The 17,528-nt window shown below is 71.0% G+C and carries 16 protein-coding genes; 12 read left to right on the top strand and 4 right to left on the bottom strand.

Features of this window, described 5'->3' with window-relative positions; genetic code table 11:
- The first annotated feature begins 17 nt into the window (after nucleotides 1–17).
- The 5 genes from ETD85_RS00100 (at nucleotide 18) to ETD85_RS00120 (ending at nucleotide 5,071) form a co-directional block, all read left to right on the top strand.
- Complete coding sequence (locus ETD85_RS00100; RefSeq protein WP_138687473.1) at nucleotides 18–812, top strand: alpha/beta hydrolase; 795 nt, start codon at nucleotides 18–20, stop codon at nucleotides 810–812.
- Nucleotides 813–922: 110 nt separating this feature from the next.
- Entirely contained in the window at nucleotides 923–1,711 is a 789-nt protein-coding gene (locus tag ETD85_RS00105; RefSeq protein WP_138687474.1) for an MBL fold metallo-hydrolase, read from the top strand.
- Nucleotides 1,712–1,825: 114 nt separating this feature from the next.
- Nucleotides 1,826–2,725 (top strand): polyphosphate polymerase domain-containing protein, encoded by a 900-nt coding sequence (locus ETD85_RS00110; RefSeq protein ID WP_138687475.1) that lies wholly within the window; start codon nucleotides 1,826–1,828, stop codon nucleotides 2,723–2,725.
- A gap of 6 nt (nucleotides 2,726–2,731) precedes the next feature.
- Complete coding sequence (locus ETD85_RS00115; protein WP_138687476.1) at nucleotides 2,732–3,409, top strand: DUF4956 domain-containing protein; 678 nt, start codon at nucleotides 2,732–2,734, stop codon at nucleotides 3,407–3,409.
- 9 nt (nucleotides 3,410–3,418) lie between these two features.
- Nucleotides 3,419–5,071, top strand: coding sequence for a CotH kinase family protein (locus ETD85_RS00120; RefSeq protein WP_138687477.1), 1,653 nt, complete (start codon nucleotides 3,419–3,421; stop codon nucleotides 5,069–5,071).
- A 118-nt stretch (nucleotides 5,072–5,189) separates the two neighbouring features.
- Here ETD85_RS00120 and ETD85_RS00125 read toward each other — a convergent pair whose 3' ends face one another.
- Complete coding sequence (locus tag ETD85_RS00125; RefSeq protein ID WP_138687478.1) at nucleotides 5,190–5,717, bottom strand: RICIN domain-containing protein; 528 nt, start codon at nucleotides 5,715–5,717, stop codon at nucleotides 5,190–5,192.
- A 33-nt stretch (nucleotides 5,718–5,750) separates the two neighbouring features.
- Complete coding sequence (locus ETD85_RS00130) at nucleotides 5,751–6,074, bottom strand: hypothetical protein (protein ID WP_138687479.1); 324 nt, start codon at nucleotides 6,072–6,074, stop codon at nucleotides 5,751–5,753.
- Nucleotides 6,075–6,229: 155 nt separating this feature from the next.
- Here ETD85_RS00130 and ETD85_RS00135 point away from each other — a divergent pair, with 155 nt between their 5' ends.
- Genes ETD85_RS00135 through ETD85_RS00145 form a run of 3 tightly spaced genes read left to right on the top strand, consistent with a single transcriptional unit; the run spans nucleotide 6,230 to nucleotide 9,937 of the window.
- On the top strand, nucleotides 6,230–8,215 hold the full coding sequence (locus ETD85_RS00135) for a sensor histidine kinase (protein ID WP_138687480.1): 1,986 nt from the start codon (nucleotides 6,230–6,232) through the stop codon (nucleotides 8,213–8,215).
- Entirely contained in the window at nucleotides 8,193–8,849 is a 657-nt protein-coding gene (locus tag ETD85_RS00140) for a response regulator transcription factor (protein WP_138687481.1), read from the top strand. The genes ETD85_RS00135 and ETD85_RS00140 overlap by 23 nt, the downstream gene beginning before the upstream one ends.
- A gap of 29 nt (nucleotides 8,850–8,878) precedes the next feature.
- The gene (locus ETD85_RS00145) at nucleotides 8,879–9,937 is read left to right on the top strand and encodes an ADP-ribosylglycohydrolase family protein (protein ID WP_138687482.1); all 1,059 of its coding nucleotides are present in this window, start codon (nucleotides 8,879–8,881) and stop codon (nucleotides 9,935–9,937) included.
- A 58-nt stretch (nucleotides 9,938–9,995) separates the two neighbouring features.
- Here ETD85_RS00145 and ETD85_RS00150 read toward each other — a convergent pair whose 3' ends face one another.
- A complete protein-coding gene (locus ETD85_RS00150; RefSeq protein WP_138687483.1) occupies nucleotides 9,996–11,144 on the bottom strand; it encodes a PucR family transcriptional regulator in 1,149 nt (382 codons plus the stop codon).
- A gap of 208 nt (nucleotides 11,145–11,352) precedes the next feature.
- Between ETD85_RS00150 and ETD85_RS00155 the strand changes: the two genes are divergently transcribed.
- Complete coding sequence (locus ETD85_RS00155; RefSeq protein WP_138687484.1) at nucleotides 11,353–11,958, top strand: hypothetical protein; 606 nt, start codon at nucleotides 11,353–11,355, stop codon at nucleotides 11,956–11,958.
- Between the two features lie 246 nt (nucleotides 11,959–12,204).
- Here the strand turns inward: ETD85_RS00155 and ETD85_RS00160 are convergent, their stop codons facing one another.
- Nucleotides 12,205–13,398 carry an MFS transporter gene (locus ETD85_RS00160; RefSeq protein ID WP_170246426.1) on the bottom strand — a complete coding sequence of 398 codons (1,194 nt, stop codon included), beginning with the start codon at nucleotides 13,396–13,398 and terminating at the stop codon, nucleotides 12,205–12,207.
- 398 nt (nucleotides 13,399–13,796) lie between these two features.
- Between ETD85_RS00160 and ETD85_RS00165 the strand changes: the two genes are divergently transcribed.
- From ETD85_RS00165 to ETD85_RS00175, 3 genes are all read left to right on the top strand, one after another.
- Nucleotides 13,797–13,997 (top strand): hypothetical protein, encoded by a 201-nt coding sequence (locus ETD85_RS00165; protein WP_138687486.1) that lies wholly within the window; start codon nucleotides 13,797–13,799, stop codon nucleotides 13,995–13,997.
- Between the two features lie 89 nt (nucleotides 13,998–14,086).
- Nucleotides 14,087–16,705, top strand: a complete 2,619-nt coding sequence (locus tag ETD85_RS00170) for a class III lanthionine synthetase LanKC N-terminal domain-containing protein (protein WP_449290116.1) — start codon at nucleotides 14,087–14,089, stop codon at nucleotides 16,703–16,705.
- A complete protein-coding gene (locus tag ETD85_RS00175; protein ID WP_206057993.1) occupies nucleotides 16,702–17,520 on the top strand; it encodes a methyltransferase domain-containing protein in 819 nt (272 codons plus the stop codon). Before ETD85_RS00170 ends, ETD85_RS00175 begins: the two co-directional genes overlap by 4 nt.
- The last annotated feature ends 8 nt before the right edge of the window (nucleotides 17,521–17,528 follow it).

Raw genomic sequence — 17,528 nt, forward strand, 5'->3', positions numbered from 1 at the left:
ACCGAAGGAAACCCGCCATGAAACCCGACACGATCGTCCTGATCCACGGCTTCTGGGTCACGCCCCGCAGCTGGGAGCACTGGATCGCCCACTACCAGGCCAAGGGCTTCAAGGTCCTCGCCCCCGCCTACCCCGGTTTCGAGGTCGAGGTGGAGGCGCTCACCGCCGACCCCACCCCGATCGAGCAGGTCACCGTCCCGCAGATCATCGAGTCGCTGGAGACCCTGATCCGCGGCCTGGAGACCCCGCCGATCATCATGGGCCACTCCGCCGGCGGCGTGTTCACCCAGATCCTTCTCGACCACGGGTACGGCGCCGCCGGGGTGGCCATCAACTCCGCCCCTACGGAAGGGGTGAAGGTCATCCCGCTGTCCCAGCTCAAGGCCACCTTCCCGGTGCTCAAGAACCCGGCCAACCGGCACAAGGCCGTCGGGTTCACTTACGACCAGTGGCGTTACGCCTTCACCAACACCTTCCCCGAGGACCAGGCCCGCGCGACGTACGAGCGCTACCACATCCCCGCCTCCGGCCACATCTTCTGGGGCAGCGCGCTGGCCAACGTCCACCCGGGCAAGGACGACAACTGGGTGAACTACCACAACGACGATCGCAAGCCGCTGCTGTTCGTCGCCGGTGAGAACGACAACCTCATGCCGCCCAAGATCCAGCGATCCAACGCCGCGCACTACAAGTCGCCGAAGACCGTCACCGAAGTGGTCGAGTACCCCGGCCGGGCCCACCTGCTGCCTGCCCAGGACGGCTGGGAGGAGATCGCCGACCACGCCCTGGCCTGGGCCCTGGACCACTCCTGACCTCGGGGGCCGGCTTCCGGGCACGCCGCCAGGGAAGCCGGCCCCAGGGGCCTGATCGGCGCCGCCCAGGTCGTGGCGCCGGAGCTCACCACCGCCGGGAGGACCATTCCATGACGAAAGCGCGCTTCACCCATATCGGCGGCCCCACGGTCCTGATCGAGTTCGGCGGCTGGCGGCTGCTCACCGACCCCACCTTCGATCCCCCGGGCCGCACCTACTCCTTCGGCTGGGGGACGTCCTCCCGCAAGCTCACCGGTCCCGCCGTGACCGCCGCCGGCCTGCCGCCCGTCGACGCCGTGCTGCTGTCGCACGTGCACCACGGCGACAACCTCGACGATGCGGGACGCGCCCTGCTCCCGGACGCCGGCACGATCGTGACGACCGCCTCCGGCGCCCGCTCCCTGCCCGCCGCCCGCGGGCTGAGCGCGGGCCGGACCACCCGCCTGGAAGCGCCCGGACGCCCGGCTATCGACATCACCGCCACCCCCTGCCGCCACGGGCCCCCGCTGAGCAGGCCGATCGTCGGCGACGTCATCGGCTTCTCGCTCACCTGGCCCGGCCAGGAGCACGGGCCGCTCTGGATCACCGGCGACACCGTCTACCATCGCGCGCTCCGCAGGGCCGCCGCCGGGATCCGGCCGGGAACGGTCCTGCTGCATCTGGGCGGCGTCGGCTTCCCCCTCACGGGGCCGCTGCGCTACACCATGACCGCCAGGCAGGCCGTACGGCTGTGCGAGGCCATCGCCCCGCGCACGGTCCTGCCCGTCCACTACGAGGGATGGCAGCACTTCCGGCAGGGACGCGACGGCATCGAGCGGGACCTGCGGCGGGCACCGGAGCGGATCCGCGACCTGTTCCACTGGCTGCCGCCAGGCACGGCGGACCACGTGCTGCTCTAGCCGCCCGCCGGGTAGGGCGACGCACCACACCCGTCATTCACCTTCGCGTCAGGCGCGGTTCACACATTATTCCCAGCTTCGTGCTGTCAGATGTGTGCTGACGTAAGGAGGGACATGCTGAAAAGGTTCCGCAAACCAGCCGTTTCCGCAGCCGGCAGTGGCGATCAGCCGGTGCCCGGTGCGGAGACGGGTGGCGACCTGGGTCACCGGCTGCGGGCGCCGAGCAGGCTGCACGCCTTCAACCGGTACGAGATCAAGTATCTCGTGGACGCGGCGGAGGCGGCCGCGCTCAGGGAGGAGATCGAGCAGCGCCTGGATCGCGACCACCACAGCGGCGACCAGGGCTACGGCATCTGGAGCGTCTACTACGACACCCGGCAACTCCGCTTCTACTGGGAGAAGATCGAGGGCCTGAAGTTCCGCAGGAAGCTGCGGATCCGCCACTACGGCGACCGGTTCGCCGTGCAGGACGGCACGCCGGTGTTCGTCGAGATCAAGCAGCGGATCAACCGGGTCACCCAGAAGCGCCGGGTACGCCTGCCGTACCGGGACGCGCTGCGGCTGTGCGACCGGCGCGAGATGGTCGAGCACGAGCCTTCCCAGGCGGCCTTCCTCGAAGAGGTGCTCGACCTGGTCCTCCGCCTGGACCTGCGGGCCGTCGCGATGACCGGCTACCAGCGGCACGCTTACATGGGACGCGACGCCGACGTGGGCCTGCGCGTCACCTTCGACCAGCGCATCCGCGGCCGTGACCGGGACTTCCACCTCGGCGCCGACAGCGAGAACCGGCTCATCGTCCCCGCCCGCAAGTCGATCGTCGAGGTCAAGGCCAACGAGCGGGTGCCGTACTGGCTGACCGACCTGACCGCCAAGCGGAACCTGCAGGTGGTGCGGGTCTCCAAGTACTGCCAGAGCGTGGAGGCCCACGGCCTGGCCCCGCGATCGATCTTCCACGTTCCCGACCACGACCACGACCTCGGCCGCGACCGGCCGACCGTTCTCTCGGAGGCATGACCCCCCATGGACTTCTCCTTCCAGGACCTGTCCGGCACGTTCAGCGTGGCTGACATCGCGATCGCGATGGCCCTGTCGTTCGTGCTCAGCGCGATGATCGGCTGGGTGTACCGGGCGACGCACCGCAACGTGTCCTACAGCCAGTCGTACGTGCAGACGCTGGTCATCCTGGGCATGCTGATCTCGCTGATCATGCTGGTCGTGGGCTCGAACATCGCCCGTGCCTTCGCGCTGGTCGGCGCCCTGTCGGTGGTGCGGTTCCGCAACGCCATCAAGGAGACACGCGATGTCGGGTTCATCTTCCTGGTGATGGGCGTCGGCATGGCCGTCGGCACCCGCTTCTACCTGCTGGGCATCGTCGCCGCCGTGGCCATCTCGCTGATCATCATGGTCATGAGCCGGTTCAACTGGTTCCAGCTGAACGTGCGGCGCCAGGTCGTCAAGGTCCAGGTCCCGTCGGACGAGGACTTCACCGCCTCGATCCAGGATGTGCTGATCCGGCACACCGACGAGTTCGAGCTGGTCAGCATGGAGTCGATCAGGGCGGGCGCGCTCATGGAGCTGATGTACACGGTCAAGATCAAGAAGGGCAGCGAGCCCGCCGACCTCATCGCCGCCCTCCGCGAGCGCAACCACGGCCAGTCGGTCACCGTCCTGACCGGGTACGACCAGACCGATCTGTAGGCCCGGCACATGGCACAGTCCAAGCAGCTCAAGCACCGCATTCCGGTCAAACTCCGGCACAACTGGAAGCTGGTCGCGCTGTGCGTGGCGTTCCTCGCGGCGTGCTGGGGCGTGTTCGGCAGCGGGACGATCCGCCCGTACGTCACCACCGCCCAGGCCGCCGAGGCCAGGACCGTCACCACGAACCTGACCGGCACCAAGGACCTGTTCGACGCCTCCATGGCGCACGAGGTGAAGCTCACCTTCACCGACGAGGCGTATGAGGACATGCTGACCGAGTACTTCAAGGAAGGCGAGAAGAAGTACGTCGAAGCCGACCTGACCGTCGACGGCACCCGCATCCCCAGCGTGGGTGTCCGGCTCAAGGGCAACTCCACCTTGCAGGGACTGACCTGGAAGGGGCAGTCCAAGCGGCGGGCCGTGCCCGGTGGCGGGCAGCGGCCGGAGGGGATGCCCGAGGGCTTCCAGCCACCCGAGGGCTTCGAGCCACCTGAGGGTTTCCAGCCGCCTGAGGGTTTCCAGCCACCCGGCAATGGCCAGCCTCAGACCGGCCAGCCTCAGACCGGGCAGCCTCAGACAGGGCAGCCGCAAGGTAATGGGGGGCCGCCCGGAGGCGGCATGTTCGGCTCGTCCCTGAAGGCCGAGGAGCCGGAGAACCTGCCGTGGCTGATCAGCTTCGACGAGTTCGTGGAGGGCCGCCGCTATCAGGGCCACAGCCAGGTGGCCGTACGACCGGCCGCGATGGGCTCGACGACGATGCTGAACGAGGCACTGGGCATCTCGGTCGTCGGCGCCTCCGGCGAGCCGACCCAGCGCTCCGCCTACAGCTCCTTCACCGTCAACGACCGCTCCTCGACGCCGCGCCTGGTGGTGGAGTACCTGGACGAGGGCTACGCCGAGGGTCTCGGTGACGGCGTGCTGTACAAGTCGCTGGCCACCAGCACGTTCACCTACAAGGGCGAGGACCAGACCGAGTACACCACCGACTTCAAGCAGATCAACAAGGTCGGCGGCAAGGACCTGCAGCCGGTCATCGACCTGGTCAAATGGGTGAACGAAGCCTCCGACGCCGAGTTCGCCGCGGGCCTCGCCTACCGCCTGGACGTGGAGTCGTTCGCCCGCTACCTGGTCCTGCAGAACCTCATGGTCAACTTCGACGACATGGCCGGCCCCGGACGTAACTACTACCTGTGGTACGACACGGCCGCCAGGAAGTTCAAGGTCATCACCTGGGACCTCAACCTCGCCTTCAACGGCGACGCCAAGAGCGGGGTGAACGACTCGATCGGGATGGGCGGCTTCGGCCGGGGACGTCCCCAGCAGAACCAGCAGCAGAACCAGCAGCAGGGCCAGCAGGCACAGCCCCAGCAGCAGGGGCGGGCACAAGGTGGCGGCGGGATGCGCATGGGCCACCCCCTGAAGGAGAAGTTCCTCAAGAACGCCACCTTCAAGAAGCTCTACGAGGAGCAGTACCGCGCCCTGTACGCCAAGCTGCTGAGCGACGGCACCGCCTCCGGCCTGCTCGACGACCTCGTCACCTCCTACAAGCTGAACGAGAAGGCCGACGACGCCAAGGTCGACGCCGAGGCGCAGACCCTGCGCACGTTCCTGCAGACCCGGGCCGAGACACTGCGCTCCGACAAGGCGATCAGCGGCGCCTGACGCTTTCCCGGTGATGGGTTCCCGGGGCTCCAACCCGGAGAGCCCATCACCGGAACGCGGGTCCAGCAGCCCGCCCGGCGCGCCACGTCCGAGCGGACCGGTTCGGCCGGCACCGGCGCTAGCTGACCTTGCTGACCTGCCACGTCTGGTTGGCGCCGCTCCAGCACCTGGACTGGACGAGCCTGACGCCGTCGGTCTTGCCGGCCCAGGCCACGTCCAGGCACTTGCCGCTGTGCTTGGCGATGACCTTCTGCGGGCGCGAGCCGTCGGCGGGGTCGTCCTTGATCCACCACCGCTGGTTGTTCCTGAAGTAGCAGGTGGCCTGCACGACGATGGTGGCGTCGGTGGTGCTCGCGCTGTACACATCCAGGCACCGGCCGCTGCGCCGGTTGACGATGCCGTAGGAGCCGTCGTCGAGCGGGCGCAGCTCCCACTGCTGGCTGTTCAGCCCGGGGATGCACTGCCACTGGTGGACGCGGGCGCCGTGCGCGGTGCTGCCGTCCTTGACGTCCAGGCACTTGCCACTGTGCTTGGCGGCGAAGGTGTAGTACGGGCCATCGGCGTGGGCCGTACCCATGCCGGCGAGGACGACGCCCGCGGCGGTCAGGGCGACGGCGACGGCGCGGCGGGTTGCTGTGATGGACATGTTTGTCCTCTCTGATGGGTGTGCTTGGGCGGGTCAGGCGCGACCGGGGGCGGCGAGGTCGATCCCGTCGGAGGAGCGCCGGGCGCGGCGGCGGTCGCGCAGCCAGGCCCCGAGGGCGACCAGGCCGAGCCCGGCGGCGTAGATGGCGAGGTTGACGACGGCGTACGGCCATTCGGGCTGGTTGGGATCCTTGGCGAAGGCGTCGTAGGCCCCGCCGACCCAGGCCTTGGTGAGCGTCATGGTCTGGAAGGTGAAGACGAAGGAGTGCGCGCCGATGTAGGCGAGGTAGGCGGCGACCCGCGACCGGACGAGGTAGCCCAGTGGCAGGGGCAGCAGCAGCATGACGATGAGTTCCACGGTCGGTCCTTTCCTGCACCTGTTGCCGGTGTGCACCGATCGTGGCCGGGCGGCCGGGCCCGGCACATCCGGGCCAGCGCCGGATCGGCGAGGAGGCGGCCACGCACGTGCTGGCACGGATGTCCCGGGCCGCCCGTCCCGTGCATCATGGCGAGATGGACGTCCGGAGATCGTTGCGCCGGCCGGTGGCCGCGCCCGTGGGCGTGTTCGCGGTGGGCGCCGCCTTGCAGGTGGCGTTATCGGTCTCGGCGGGGGTGGACGGCCGGCCGGGTGAGCCCGCGGTGACGTTGACGATCCTGGCGATCCCGGTGCTGATCGGCTGCCTGGTCGGATGGCGGGCGCCGCAGGTGCCCGTCGGCGCCGCGCTGGCGTGGGTGGGCGCGGCGCCGGCCGCGGTGTTCGCGCTGGAGCAATGGGGAGAGAGCGCTCTGACGCCGCACCCGTGGCCGGGCGCCGACGCTGTTTACGTGGTGCAGCTCGGCGCCTGGGTGTGGAATCTGGCCGGGTTCGCCGCGCTGTGCCTGGTCTTCCCGTCCGGGATGCTGCCGGGGCGGTGGTGGCGGACGGTGGCGTGGGGCGCGGTGGCGACCGGCGTGCTGGCCAATGCCGCGATCTCCTGGCTGCGTACCGACGCCGGCCAGGCCACGCTGGCCGGCCTGCCGGACCTGGCGCAGACGGCCATCACGGTGGTGCTGTTCGGGGTGCTGCTGGCGGTCCTGGCCGCGGTGCTGTGCAGCCTGCTGGTGCGGTACCGGCGGGGTGACGAGGTGACCCGGTTGCAGCTGCGGTGGCCGCTGCTGGGCGCCGGACTGGTGCCGGTGCTGCTGGGCGCCGGGTGGGTGGCGGAGGCGTACGGCGCGCCGGTCATCGTCGCCTACACGGGGTTCCTGCTGGCGATGCTCGTCGCGATCCCGTCCGCGGTGGCCGTGGCGGTGCTGCGGCATGATCTGTTCGACGTCGATCGGCTGCTCGGCTCGTCGCTGGCGTGGCTGCTCACCTCGCTGCTGTCGGCCGCCGTGTTCGCCGCCGTCGTGTACGGAGCCGGCGAGGTGGCCGGAGCGGCCGCCGGCGGCCTTGGGACCACGGCGGCGGCGTTCGTGACGGCGCTGGCGCTGCTGCCTCTGCACCGCCGCGTCAACGAGCTCGTCGGCCGGGTGACCGACGCCGAGCGGTACCGGGTGGACGCCAGGGTCCAGCGGTTCGTCGCCCGCGTACGCGACGGCACGGCCGAGCCCGAGTCCGTCCTGGACGTGCTGCGCGAGGCGCTGGCCGACCCGCGGCTCCAATTGCTGATCAGGCTGCCGGACAGCGGCCCGGGCGAGTACGTCGACCTGTCCGGCGCCCCCGCCGTGCCCGCGCCCGGCCGGACCCGCATCCCGTTGCGCACGGGTGACACCGAGGTCGGCGTGATCGTGCTCGGCACGTCCTCGGTCCGCCGGCTGCGCCTGGCCAAGGACGTGGCCCGGCAGGCCAGGCTGCCGATCGAGGTGACGCGGTTGCGGCTGGAGCTGCGGGCCGCGCTGGAGGAGGTCCGCCAGAGCCGTACCCGTCTGGCCATGGCCGCCGTGGAGGAGCGGCGGCAGCTGGAACGCGACCTGCATGACGGCGCCCAGCAGCAGATCGTCGCCGCCGGCATGCGCCTGCGCTCCCTGCAGCGCCGCTTCCCCGCCACGGCCGGCGAGCACGCGGACCTGGACGCCGTGGTCGAGACCTTGGAGGGCGCGATCGCCGAGCTGCGCCGCCTGGCCCACGGGATCAGGCCCAGCCGGCTCGACGACGGCCTGGCCGCCGCGCTCCAGGCCCTGGTCGCGGACGCGCCCATTCCGGTACGGTTGTCCGTCGCCGACGTGGCGGTGCCCGAGGTCCTGGCGGCGACGCTGTACTTCGTGGTGGCCGAGATCTACGCCAATGCCCTCAAGCATGCCAAAGCGTCCACAGTGACCATCGACGTGACGGAGACCGCGGAAGGGGCACTGCGCGTGCGAGTGACGGACGACGGGATCGGCGGCGCCACCACCGGGCTCACCTCCACGCGCGACCGGGTCGCCTCCGTCGGAGGCGAGCTGCACGTGCACAGCCCGCATGGGGGCGGCACCCGGGTGGAGGTGGAGATCGCTGATGCGCATCGTGGTGGCCGATGACTCGGTGCTGTTCCGGGAAGGGCTGATCAGGCTGCTCACCGAGGCCGGCCATCAGGTCGTCTCGGGGGTCGGCGACAGCGACGCGCTGGAGGACGCGGTGGCCATGCACCTGCCCGACCTGGCGGTCATCGACGTACGCATGCCGCCCTCGATGACCGACGACGGAGCCCGCGCGGCACGCCGCCTGCGGCAGGCGCATCCCGGCCTGCCGATGATCCTGCTGTCCCAGCACATCGAGACCCGCCACACGGTCCCTCTCGTCGCCTCCGGCGGCTTCGGCTACCTCCTCAAGGACAGAGTGCTGCGCGTCGACGACTTCCTCGACGCCCTCCGCCGGGTCGCCGACGGCGGATCAGCCCTCGATCCCGAGGTCGTCGCCGCCCTCCTTGCCCCCACCCGGCACCAGGGCGCGCTCACCGTGCTCACCCAGCGCGAACACGACGTGCTCGCGCTCGTGGCCGAGGGCCACAGCAACGCGGGGATCGCCGCCAGGCTGTCCCTTGCCGAACGCACCGTCGAGACCCACATGCGCAGCATCTTCCAGAAGCTGGGCATCGCCGAGAGCGGAGACCGCCACCGCCGGGTCCTCGCCGTGCTCGCGTACATGACCCATCAACCACCACCCGCGACCTGACGGGCCTCGCCTCGCTTCCAGGGATTCCGATGACCACACTTCTGGACCGCATCCACGGCAGCCTGGCCGCCGCCTGCATCGCCGACGCGCTCGGCGCCCCCACCGAGGAACGCTCCATACCGGAGATCCGGCAGCTGTTCGGCCGGCGGGTGGAGACCTTCCACGCGCCGCTGCCCGACGCGGCGTACGCGGCCGGGCGCGGGCCGGCCCAGATCACCGACGACTCCAGCCAGATGCTGCTGCTGGCCGAGGCGTTCATCGCGCATGGCGGGGAGGTCACGCCCGAGATCATGGCCGACCTGCTCGTCGGCTGGTCCGGCAACCCCGACTACTTCCCGCGCTTCGCCGGCCCCACCACGCGCCGGGCGATCGAGCGGCTCAAGGCCGGCGACAGCCCCTGGGAGTCAGGCAAGGCGGGACGCACCATGAGCGAGGGCACCAGCAACGGCGGCGCGATGCGGGTCGCTCCCGCCGGCCTGGTGCACCCCGGCGACATCGAGGGCGCCGTGCGCGCCGCGCACCTGACGTGCGTGCCGAGCCACCACACGAACATCGGCGTCGCCGGGGCCGCGGCCATCGCCGCCGCCACCGCCGCGGCCTGCGTGGACGGCGCCGACCTGTTCCAGGTCGTACGGGCGGCGCGGCACGGCGCGGAGCTCGGCGAGCGGCTGGGCTCCGACCAGGGCCGGCGCGTCCCCGGGCCGTCGGTCGCCGAGCGAATCGACCTCGCGGTCACCCTCGCCGTCCAGTCCCGCGACCTGGACGACGCCATCGAGCGGATCGCCGCCGTCATCGGCACCGGGCTGCCCGCGGCGGAGGCCTGCCCGGCGGCCATCGGCCTGCTGGTGGCGGCCGGTGGCGACCCGTTCGGCACGGCGGTCGCGGCGGCCACCGCCGGCGGCGACTCCGACACGGTGGGGTGCATGGCGGCGGCGGTCGCGGGCGCGCTCAACGGCATCGCCGCGCTACCCGCCGAGCCCGTCTCCCTGGTCGAGCAGGCCAACAGGCTGGACCTGGCCGACGTGGCCGCCCGCCTGGCCGCGGTCGCCCACCCGGTGCCCGCGGGGGGCGCCGCGGGCCGGGAGTGAGCTCCGCGCGGGGCCCGGGGTTCGTGCGAATCGGCCCGGCGACGCGCTCGTGACAGCCTCACCGGGCGAGCAGGCGCGCCACCGCCGTGCCGAGCATCCGCACGCCGAGGGTCGAGCCGGGCTCGATGCCGGTCACCTTACGGGCGCGCCGCAGCCGATAGTCCAGGGTGCGCGGGTGGATGCGCAGCGCGGCCGACGCGGCGGCGCGGTTCATGTCATGGCGGTAGTAGGCATGCAGCGTTGACACGAGGTCCGGCCCGTCGGACAGCTGCCGGGCGAAGTCGCGGAGCCAGGTGTCGATCTCCGGCGTCTTCGCCACGGCCATCTCGACGAACAGGTCGGCGAGGACGTACAGGCGCGCCGGCCGGTCCTCCGCCGGCGCGACCCGGGCGGCCTCCCGCGCCCAGGTGAGGGATCCGGCGAGCTGACCGGTCACGCCGTCCGCTGAGGCGATCTGGCAGGCGCGCCCGATGCTCGCCACCGCCGCCCGCACCTGGCGCAGCGCCACCGCGTCGCCGGCCGCCCCGGGGGTCAGCAGGACCAGCTCGCTACGGCTCACCCAGGCGACCAGCGCACCGGTCGCGAGCGCGCTCACCATGGCGGAGCGGTCCTGCTCCGGCACGGCCGGGGCGGGCACGCGCAGCACCGACACCACGTAGCGGGAGGCCACCAGCGGCCGCAGCAGGCCGGCCAGGTGGGGCTCCACCGGCTCGTCCGCGAGGAGTGCGCGGGCGAGCAGCTCGTTGCGGGTCGCCAGCGTCCGCGATCGGCCGACCCCGTCGGTGTAGCCGTGCAGGTACGCGTTCCTGGCCCGGACCCCCTGCGCGCCGAACCAGCCGAGCATCCGCAGCAGGTCGTTGCCGTCCTCCGGGCCGGCCACTTTGTGGATCTCCTGGAGCCTGAGATGCGTGTGCAGCCCGAGCACGCGCTGCAGTGACAGCACCGACAGCCCCAGTTCGGCACGCCGCCGACCGGCCGACGAGATCACCGACAGGTCCTCGACGCTGAGCGGCCGGCCCACCGGCGCGAGGTCGAGACCCCGGGACCGGATGTAGACCGCGAAACCGTACATGCTCGCCTGGTCGTCACGCTCACCGCCGGCCATCGGAACGTCCTCGTACTCGGGTATCTCGCGCAGATACACCGACACGGCGTTCCGCGCGCTCTCCTCCACCTGCTCACGTAACGACTCGAACAGTCCGCCCACGTTCCGTTCCCCCTTCAACGGTCTGGTTCGGCCCGTGCGTATTCGTCCCGCCGCCCGTCGTGGATCATCGCCTTTCACGCGAACGCGCAACGACGCGTGAAACGTTGTGTCGCCGTCACGAAGACCTGCTTGCCGGACGGATCTGACACTTGGCACGCCGCGGCAGGTTTCGGCCGCGGCGCATCCACCGTCCGACGAAGGGATCGGTATGCGACTGCGTCAGCTCGTCCTGGCCGTACTGATGGTGTGCCTGGGCGCGACCTGGATCGGTGCCTCGCCCGCTCAGGCCGCCCCGCTCAGAGCCCAATCGGTCGACGTCTATCTGGGCGGCGTCGACCTCAGCGGCTACTGCCGGACGCTCGGCTACCAGGGCGCCAAGCGGATCGGCCAGCACGGCATCGGGGACTGGCGGTGCTACAACGCCAGCGCCGAAGCCAGCCTCTCGGTCATCAGCGCCTGCCAGTGGCAGTTCAAACCCCTCGTGGCCGCCGGCTATCCGGTCACCGCGGGAACCAACGGCGACAGCGCCGGCGAGTGGAAGTGCCACGCCACGGCGGGATCGACCGAGTTCTACCGGAGCATGAATCTCGCCGGCTTCTGCGGGTCGATCGGTTACAACGGCGCGAAGCACACCGGCGACAACGTGACCGGCTGGCGGTGCTACCTGAACAGCGGTGCGACGATCCCCCTCGACCTGCACGCGGCCTGCACCTGGCAGCACGCGGCCAAGGTCGCCGTGGGGTACACCGTCGTAGCGGTCTGGGAGAGCTACGCCGACTCGTTCAAGATCAATTGCCGGGGGGCGCACGCGTGACGCTCGCCTGACCAGCGCGCCGGTGGTCCCCTGGTACGGGCACCACCGGCGCGAGGCCAGAGGCACCGCAGCGGGCCCAATGGGCGGCAAAGTGCAATTGCTCACGTCTGGAGTGATCTTCAGGCACGCCACCTTCAGGTACGCCATCTTCAGGCGGCACATCACCGGCCGGGACGCCGGACGGACAGAACCGGCATCGGCGCTTGCACTTGCCTTTCCTCCACCGAATGTGAGTGCAGGAGATCGTCAGGAGTCTCCGGGTGGGGTGGTTGGCACCGATGGCTCGGGGCGGGAGAGCGGCAGGGCCGTGACGAGGATCATCAGGACGACCCCGGCGGCGCACCACGCCCCGATGACGGCCGAGGTGGGGAAGCGCTCGCTGAGGGCGCCGGTGGTCAGGATCGCGGCGCCCTGGGCGATCTGGATTCCGCTGTTCATGACGCCGAAGGCCCGCGCCCGGTATTCGTCCGGGAGCACGTCCTTGAACAACGTCTGGGCGGCCGGCAGCAGCAGCGACATGACCACGCCGGAGGCGGTGACCAGGATCAGCACGCCGGTCAGCGGCGGGTCGAAGATCGCGGGTACCAGGGTGAGAGGGGCCAGGACCGCCAGCGGGCGGATCAGCCGGATCCGGGCTTTCGGCCGCAGCAGCCGGGTCAGCAGCAGGCCGCCGATGGCGACGCCGAGCGGGTTCGCGGCCATGATGAGCCCCTGGGCCGCGCCTCCACCGCCGATCTCGGACGCCCAGGCCGCCGCGAGGCCCTCCGGCACGATCACGAAGGTGACTGTCGCGAAGGCGATGAACGCGATGACCCGCATCACCGGGTCGCCGAAGACGAGGGCGTACCCCTGCAGGGTCTCTCGCCACAGGCCCGTGCGCCGAATGTGCGCGAGCGACGCCGGCCGGAGCCTGACGTGGCGGTGCAGGAGGAACGCCGAGCCGACGAAGGTGCCGGCGTTCAGCAGCAGCGCGACATGCGAGCTGTAGCCGGCGATCAGGCCGCCCGCGGCGTACCCGAAGACCTGGGCCACGTGGAAGACGGAGTTGTTGAAGGCGAGGCCGAGCGGATACCGGTCGCCGGTCAGGATGTGCGGGAGCTGCGCGGACCGGGCCGCCTCGAACGGCGGGGCCAGCAACCCGCCGGCGAACAGCAGCACCAGCAGGACCGGCACCGGCACGCCGGGGATCGCGATCAATCCGATGAGCGCGGCCCTGACCAGGTCGCAAGAGATCATCACCGAGCGCGCGGGATAGCGTTCGGCCGCTGCCGCGAGTATCGGCCCCGCGGTCAGCCACGGCAGGTACCCCACGGCGAAGGTCACCGCCGAGGCCAGCACCGAGCCGGTGCGATCGAAGACCAGCAGCGCCACCGCGGCCTTGCATAAATAGTCCCCGATCCAGGAGAGCAGGCTCGCGCCGAACACCGCGCGGTATTCCACCGAGGCGAACAGATCTCGATAGCTTGCCGGTCGTTCCGCATCCGCCGCCGGGCGACTCATCCGGTCTCCGCAGTGTGCTCGAAGGAAAGGCAGGCCACACGCCTGGAACTGCGCGCCGGTGCGACCGGCGCGCGTGAATCCACGGTCGGCCGGCGACCGGCCGCCGAAGATCATAAGTTACCCGACTATCCCGTCAGCCCGGATGTTTCCGTACGGCGTCTCTCCCTTGATCGTCAACGCCGTGGTCACTTTTACCCCGCCCGTTGACACTTGTGGCGTATGTGATCAGAGTGGTCCGCGTCGGAAGAGATCTTCCGGCGCGCCACAGCGGCGCGAATGCAGAGGGAGTCATGTTGAGCGATCTGCTTACTCTGGAACCCCGTGAGGCAGGAACGGACGTGCTGGAGCCGGCCGTCCACTTCCCCGAGACCGTCAAGGCGCAGGACGGGCGACTGCAGGCCGACAGCAGCTGGTCCCTGGCCCACGACAGCAGCTGGTCCCTGGCCCACGACAGCAGCTGGTCCCTGGCCCACGACAGCAGCTGGTCCCTGGCCCATGACAGCAGCTGGTCGCTGGCGCAGGACAGCGGCCTGTCCTAGGCGGTTGACAGCACCCGGCCTGCACTCAGGGCGGTGCTGAGTCTTCTGGAGAAAGAGATCCGGCATGCTCTTCTGGCGTTATGGCATCAATGTCTGACGGGTCAGCCAGTGACTCCGAAACCATCGAGAAAATCGTCGGGGAGCATGTACGGACCGGCCATCGCATACGCCTCGGCCCGACCTGGCTGACGGTCTATCCCGATGATGTCCCGCTCCCCGAACACGGCTGGAAATTACACGTTTCCTCCAGGTTGGCCACCTACTCGGAGCTGGTCGAGAAGCTTCTCCCCCTGCTCCTCGCCGAGGGCTGCGTGTTCAAGCTCGCCCGCTCGCACCAGGCACTGAAGCGGCTGAACGACGGATACAGCGCCCCGGCGAGCGTCGGCAAGGCGTTCACGATCTATCCGGACCAGCGGCGCGTCCGCGAGCTCGGCGAGCGGTTGGCCGAGCTCCTGCGTGGCCGCGAAGGACCGCGAGTGCTCAGCGACCGGCGGGTGGACCAGGCTTCGCCGGTGTACTACCGATATGGCCCGTTCGTGCGGGTCGAGGAGTCAGGCGCGCGAGGACGGTTCGCCGCCCGCATCGACGGGCCCGGCGGCGAGGAGTTCGAGGGGCTGGCCGGCCTGCACTACGAGCAGCCGGCCTGGGTCGTCGATCCGTTCACCGGCCTGCGCGGGGGCGAAGAGGACCCGGTGGCCGAACCGGCGGTTCTCGGCCACCACTACCAGGTCGTCGCGGGGATCTTCGAATCCGCGCGCGGCAACGTCTATCGCGCCGTCGACCGGCGCGACGGGACGAACGTCGTGGTCAAGCAGGCCCGCGCCCTGGTGGACGAGCACGGGGCCACCGGCGACATCCGGATGCGTCTGCGCAACGAGCGCCGCGTCCTGCAAGCGCTCGAGGACTGCCCGGGCGTCCCGCGATTCCTGGACCACTTCCGGCACGGCCAGGACGAGTTCCTGGTGACCTCCGACGCCGGCCCGTTCGATCTCGCTGAGGACGTCGCCCGGAACGGCCCGTATCCGATCGATCCGCCGCATGGCGCCGGAGAGCGGCGTTCCCTGGAGACGCTCGGCAGGAGGCTCGCCGAGATCGTCCTCGATCTCCATACGCGCGGCGTCGTCATGCGCGACCTCACGCCGAAGAACGTGGTGATCGACGGCGACCGGGTCAGCATCGTCGACTTCGGCGTGGCCGGATACGACGGCCTGCACCTCCCCGGCGGGACGGACGGCTACGCACCGGCGCGGCAGCGCCGCGAAGAGCCGCCGCAGGACACCGACGACCTGCACGCCCTGGCCATGACGCTGCTGTTCGCGGCGCTGTACCTGCAGCCGGTCACGCTGCGGAGAGACTTCGACCTGGCTCGCCTGCGCGCGCTCCAGGCGATTCGATCCGCCCATGGCGAGGAGCCGGCCGGGGTGATCGGCGTCATCGCGGACCTGCTCGGCGACGGGGACACCGCCCGGGCCGCGCTGCGCAGGCTCGCCGGAGGAGAGATCCGGCGAGCCGAAGCGAAGCGCACGAGACGGCTGCCCGCGCCGCCGGTCGTCACCCCCGAGCTCGCCGCGGACATCACGGCGAATCTCCTCACCGACGTGCTCGCTCAGACCCGCCGGAAGCTGGCCGCCCCATCGGCACTCGCGTACGGCGTCCACGACGGGACGGCGGGCATCGGCCTCGAACTGCTGGAGCATCTGGACGAGGCCGGTGTCGCCGACCGCGTGCACGAGCTGGCGGCCGCCACCGTCCGTGCCATGCCTGCCCGCCCGAGTCCAGGTCTGTTCCGCGGCCGGACGGGCGCCGACATCTTTCTGGCCCGGGCGGGCGAGCACGGGATCGCACCGGCCGGCGAGTACGCGGGGCCGTACGTCCCGGACGCGGAGTGGGAGCCGGACGGGCTCGGCCTGATCTCCGGGGCGGCCGGTGTCGGTATCGGCCACCTGGTGCTGTCGCGGCACGACGCCGGCGCGGCCCATCTCGCCGTCGTCCGGCGATGCGCGGAGCTCGTCCTCGAAGGCGGCGAATCCGGCCCGGCCGCCGGCGCCGACCTGCCGCGCCGCTGGGCGGCCGTCGACCCGTCCATGGGGCTGGCGCACGGGCGGGCGGGCGTCATCGAGTTGCTGATCAGCGCCGGCACGCGTACCGGCGACGATCGTCTGCTGGCGGAGGCCGTCAAGCGCACCGGACGGCTGGCCGAGCACGCGGCGATGTGGGCCCGGCAGGCCCGCGAGGAGTCCGTGCCGCCACTCGCCCTGTCCTGGTGCCGTGGCCTGGCCGGCATCGCGCGCACGCTGCTCCACGCGGGCGCGGCGTTCGGCGATCCGGCGCTGACCGACCTCGCCAGGGAGCTCGGCACGGCGATGGAGCCCGCCCTGCCCCGGATCGGTGCACTCGATCAGTGCTGCGGCGCGGCCGGCATCGGCAACGCGCTCATCGACCTCGCCGTCCTCGATGGGGATCCGCGGCGTTGGGACGCCGCCCGCGCCGTTGCCGTCCAGCTGCTGGCACGCAGCGCCGGTCCGGCCGACCACCCGGTCTTCATCAAGGACCCGGGCGAGGCCGGCGCGGCTTCGCTGATGACCGGGCTGGCCGGAATCCTGGGCTTCTTCCGCCGGCTCGCCCGGGAAGGTGGCGAAACGGCCCTGCCCCTGCTGCCCGTCCCAGCCCCAGCCCCAGCCCCAGCCCCAGCCAAGGAGACACCATGACCGCTCCCGACCTCCGCACTCTTGACGCTGAGGAGGAGCCTCGCGACGGCCAGGGAGATCGGTTCGGTCCGCGCGTCGGTGACGCGATCGGAGACATGCTGCGCGATGCCTACCTGGCGGCTCAGACTCCGGACGCCGCCCCGGTGCTCCAGATCATGGAACGCGACGACGGCCTGGTGAAGTCCCTTCCCGTCGCGCCCTGGCTAGCGCCGATCGAGCAGTGGCCGGACGACGAACGCCGGGCACTGGATCTACTCAAGGGCAAGGTCCTGGACATCGGCGCGGGCGGAGGACGAGCCGCACGCGCGCTGCTCGACCGTGGCTTCGCCGTCACCGCGCTCGACACCTCCCCTGGCGCGCTCGACGTGTGCGGGCAGCGAGGGATCCGGTCAGTCGTTCTCGGCACGGTGGACGAGCACGCCGCGACCGGGGCGCGATACGACAGCTTCCTGCTCATGGGAGCGAACCTCGGCCTGCTGGAAAGCCGCGAGCGGGCACCGCGGTTCCTGCGGGCCCTGGCCGCGATGGCCGCGCCCGGCGCCGTGATCGTCGGCCAAGGCACCAACAGGACCGATTCCGACGATCCCGAACACCTGCCCAACAACGAGCGGAACCTGCGGGCAGGCCGCATCGCCGGGCAGCGCACCCTGCGGATCCGCTATCGCGACGTGGCGACGTCCTGGTTCCACTACCTGTGCCTGGCACCACGCGAGCTCGCCGACCTCGCCGCCGGCACCGGCTGGGAGCTGGTCGAGGCCACCTATTCCAAGGACTCGACGGTCAGCTACATCGCCACCCTCCGCCTCGTGGGCTGACCGCCGGC

Origin of the sequence: Nonomuraea zeae (assembly GCF_005889725.1) — a bacterium.
GTDB lineage: Bacteria > Actinomycetota > Actinomycetes > Streptosporangiales > Streptosporangiaceae > Nonomuraea > Nonomuraea zeae.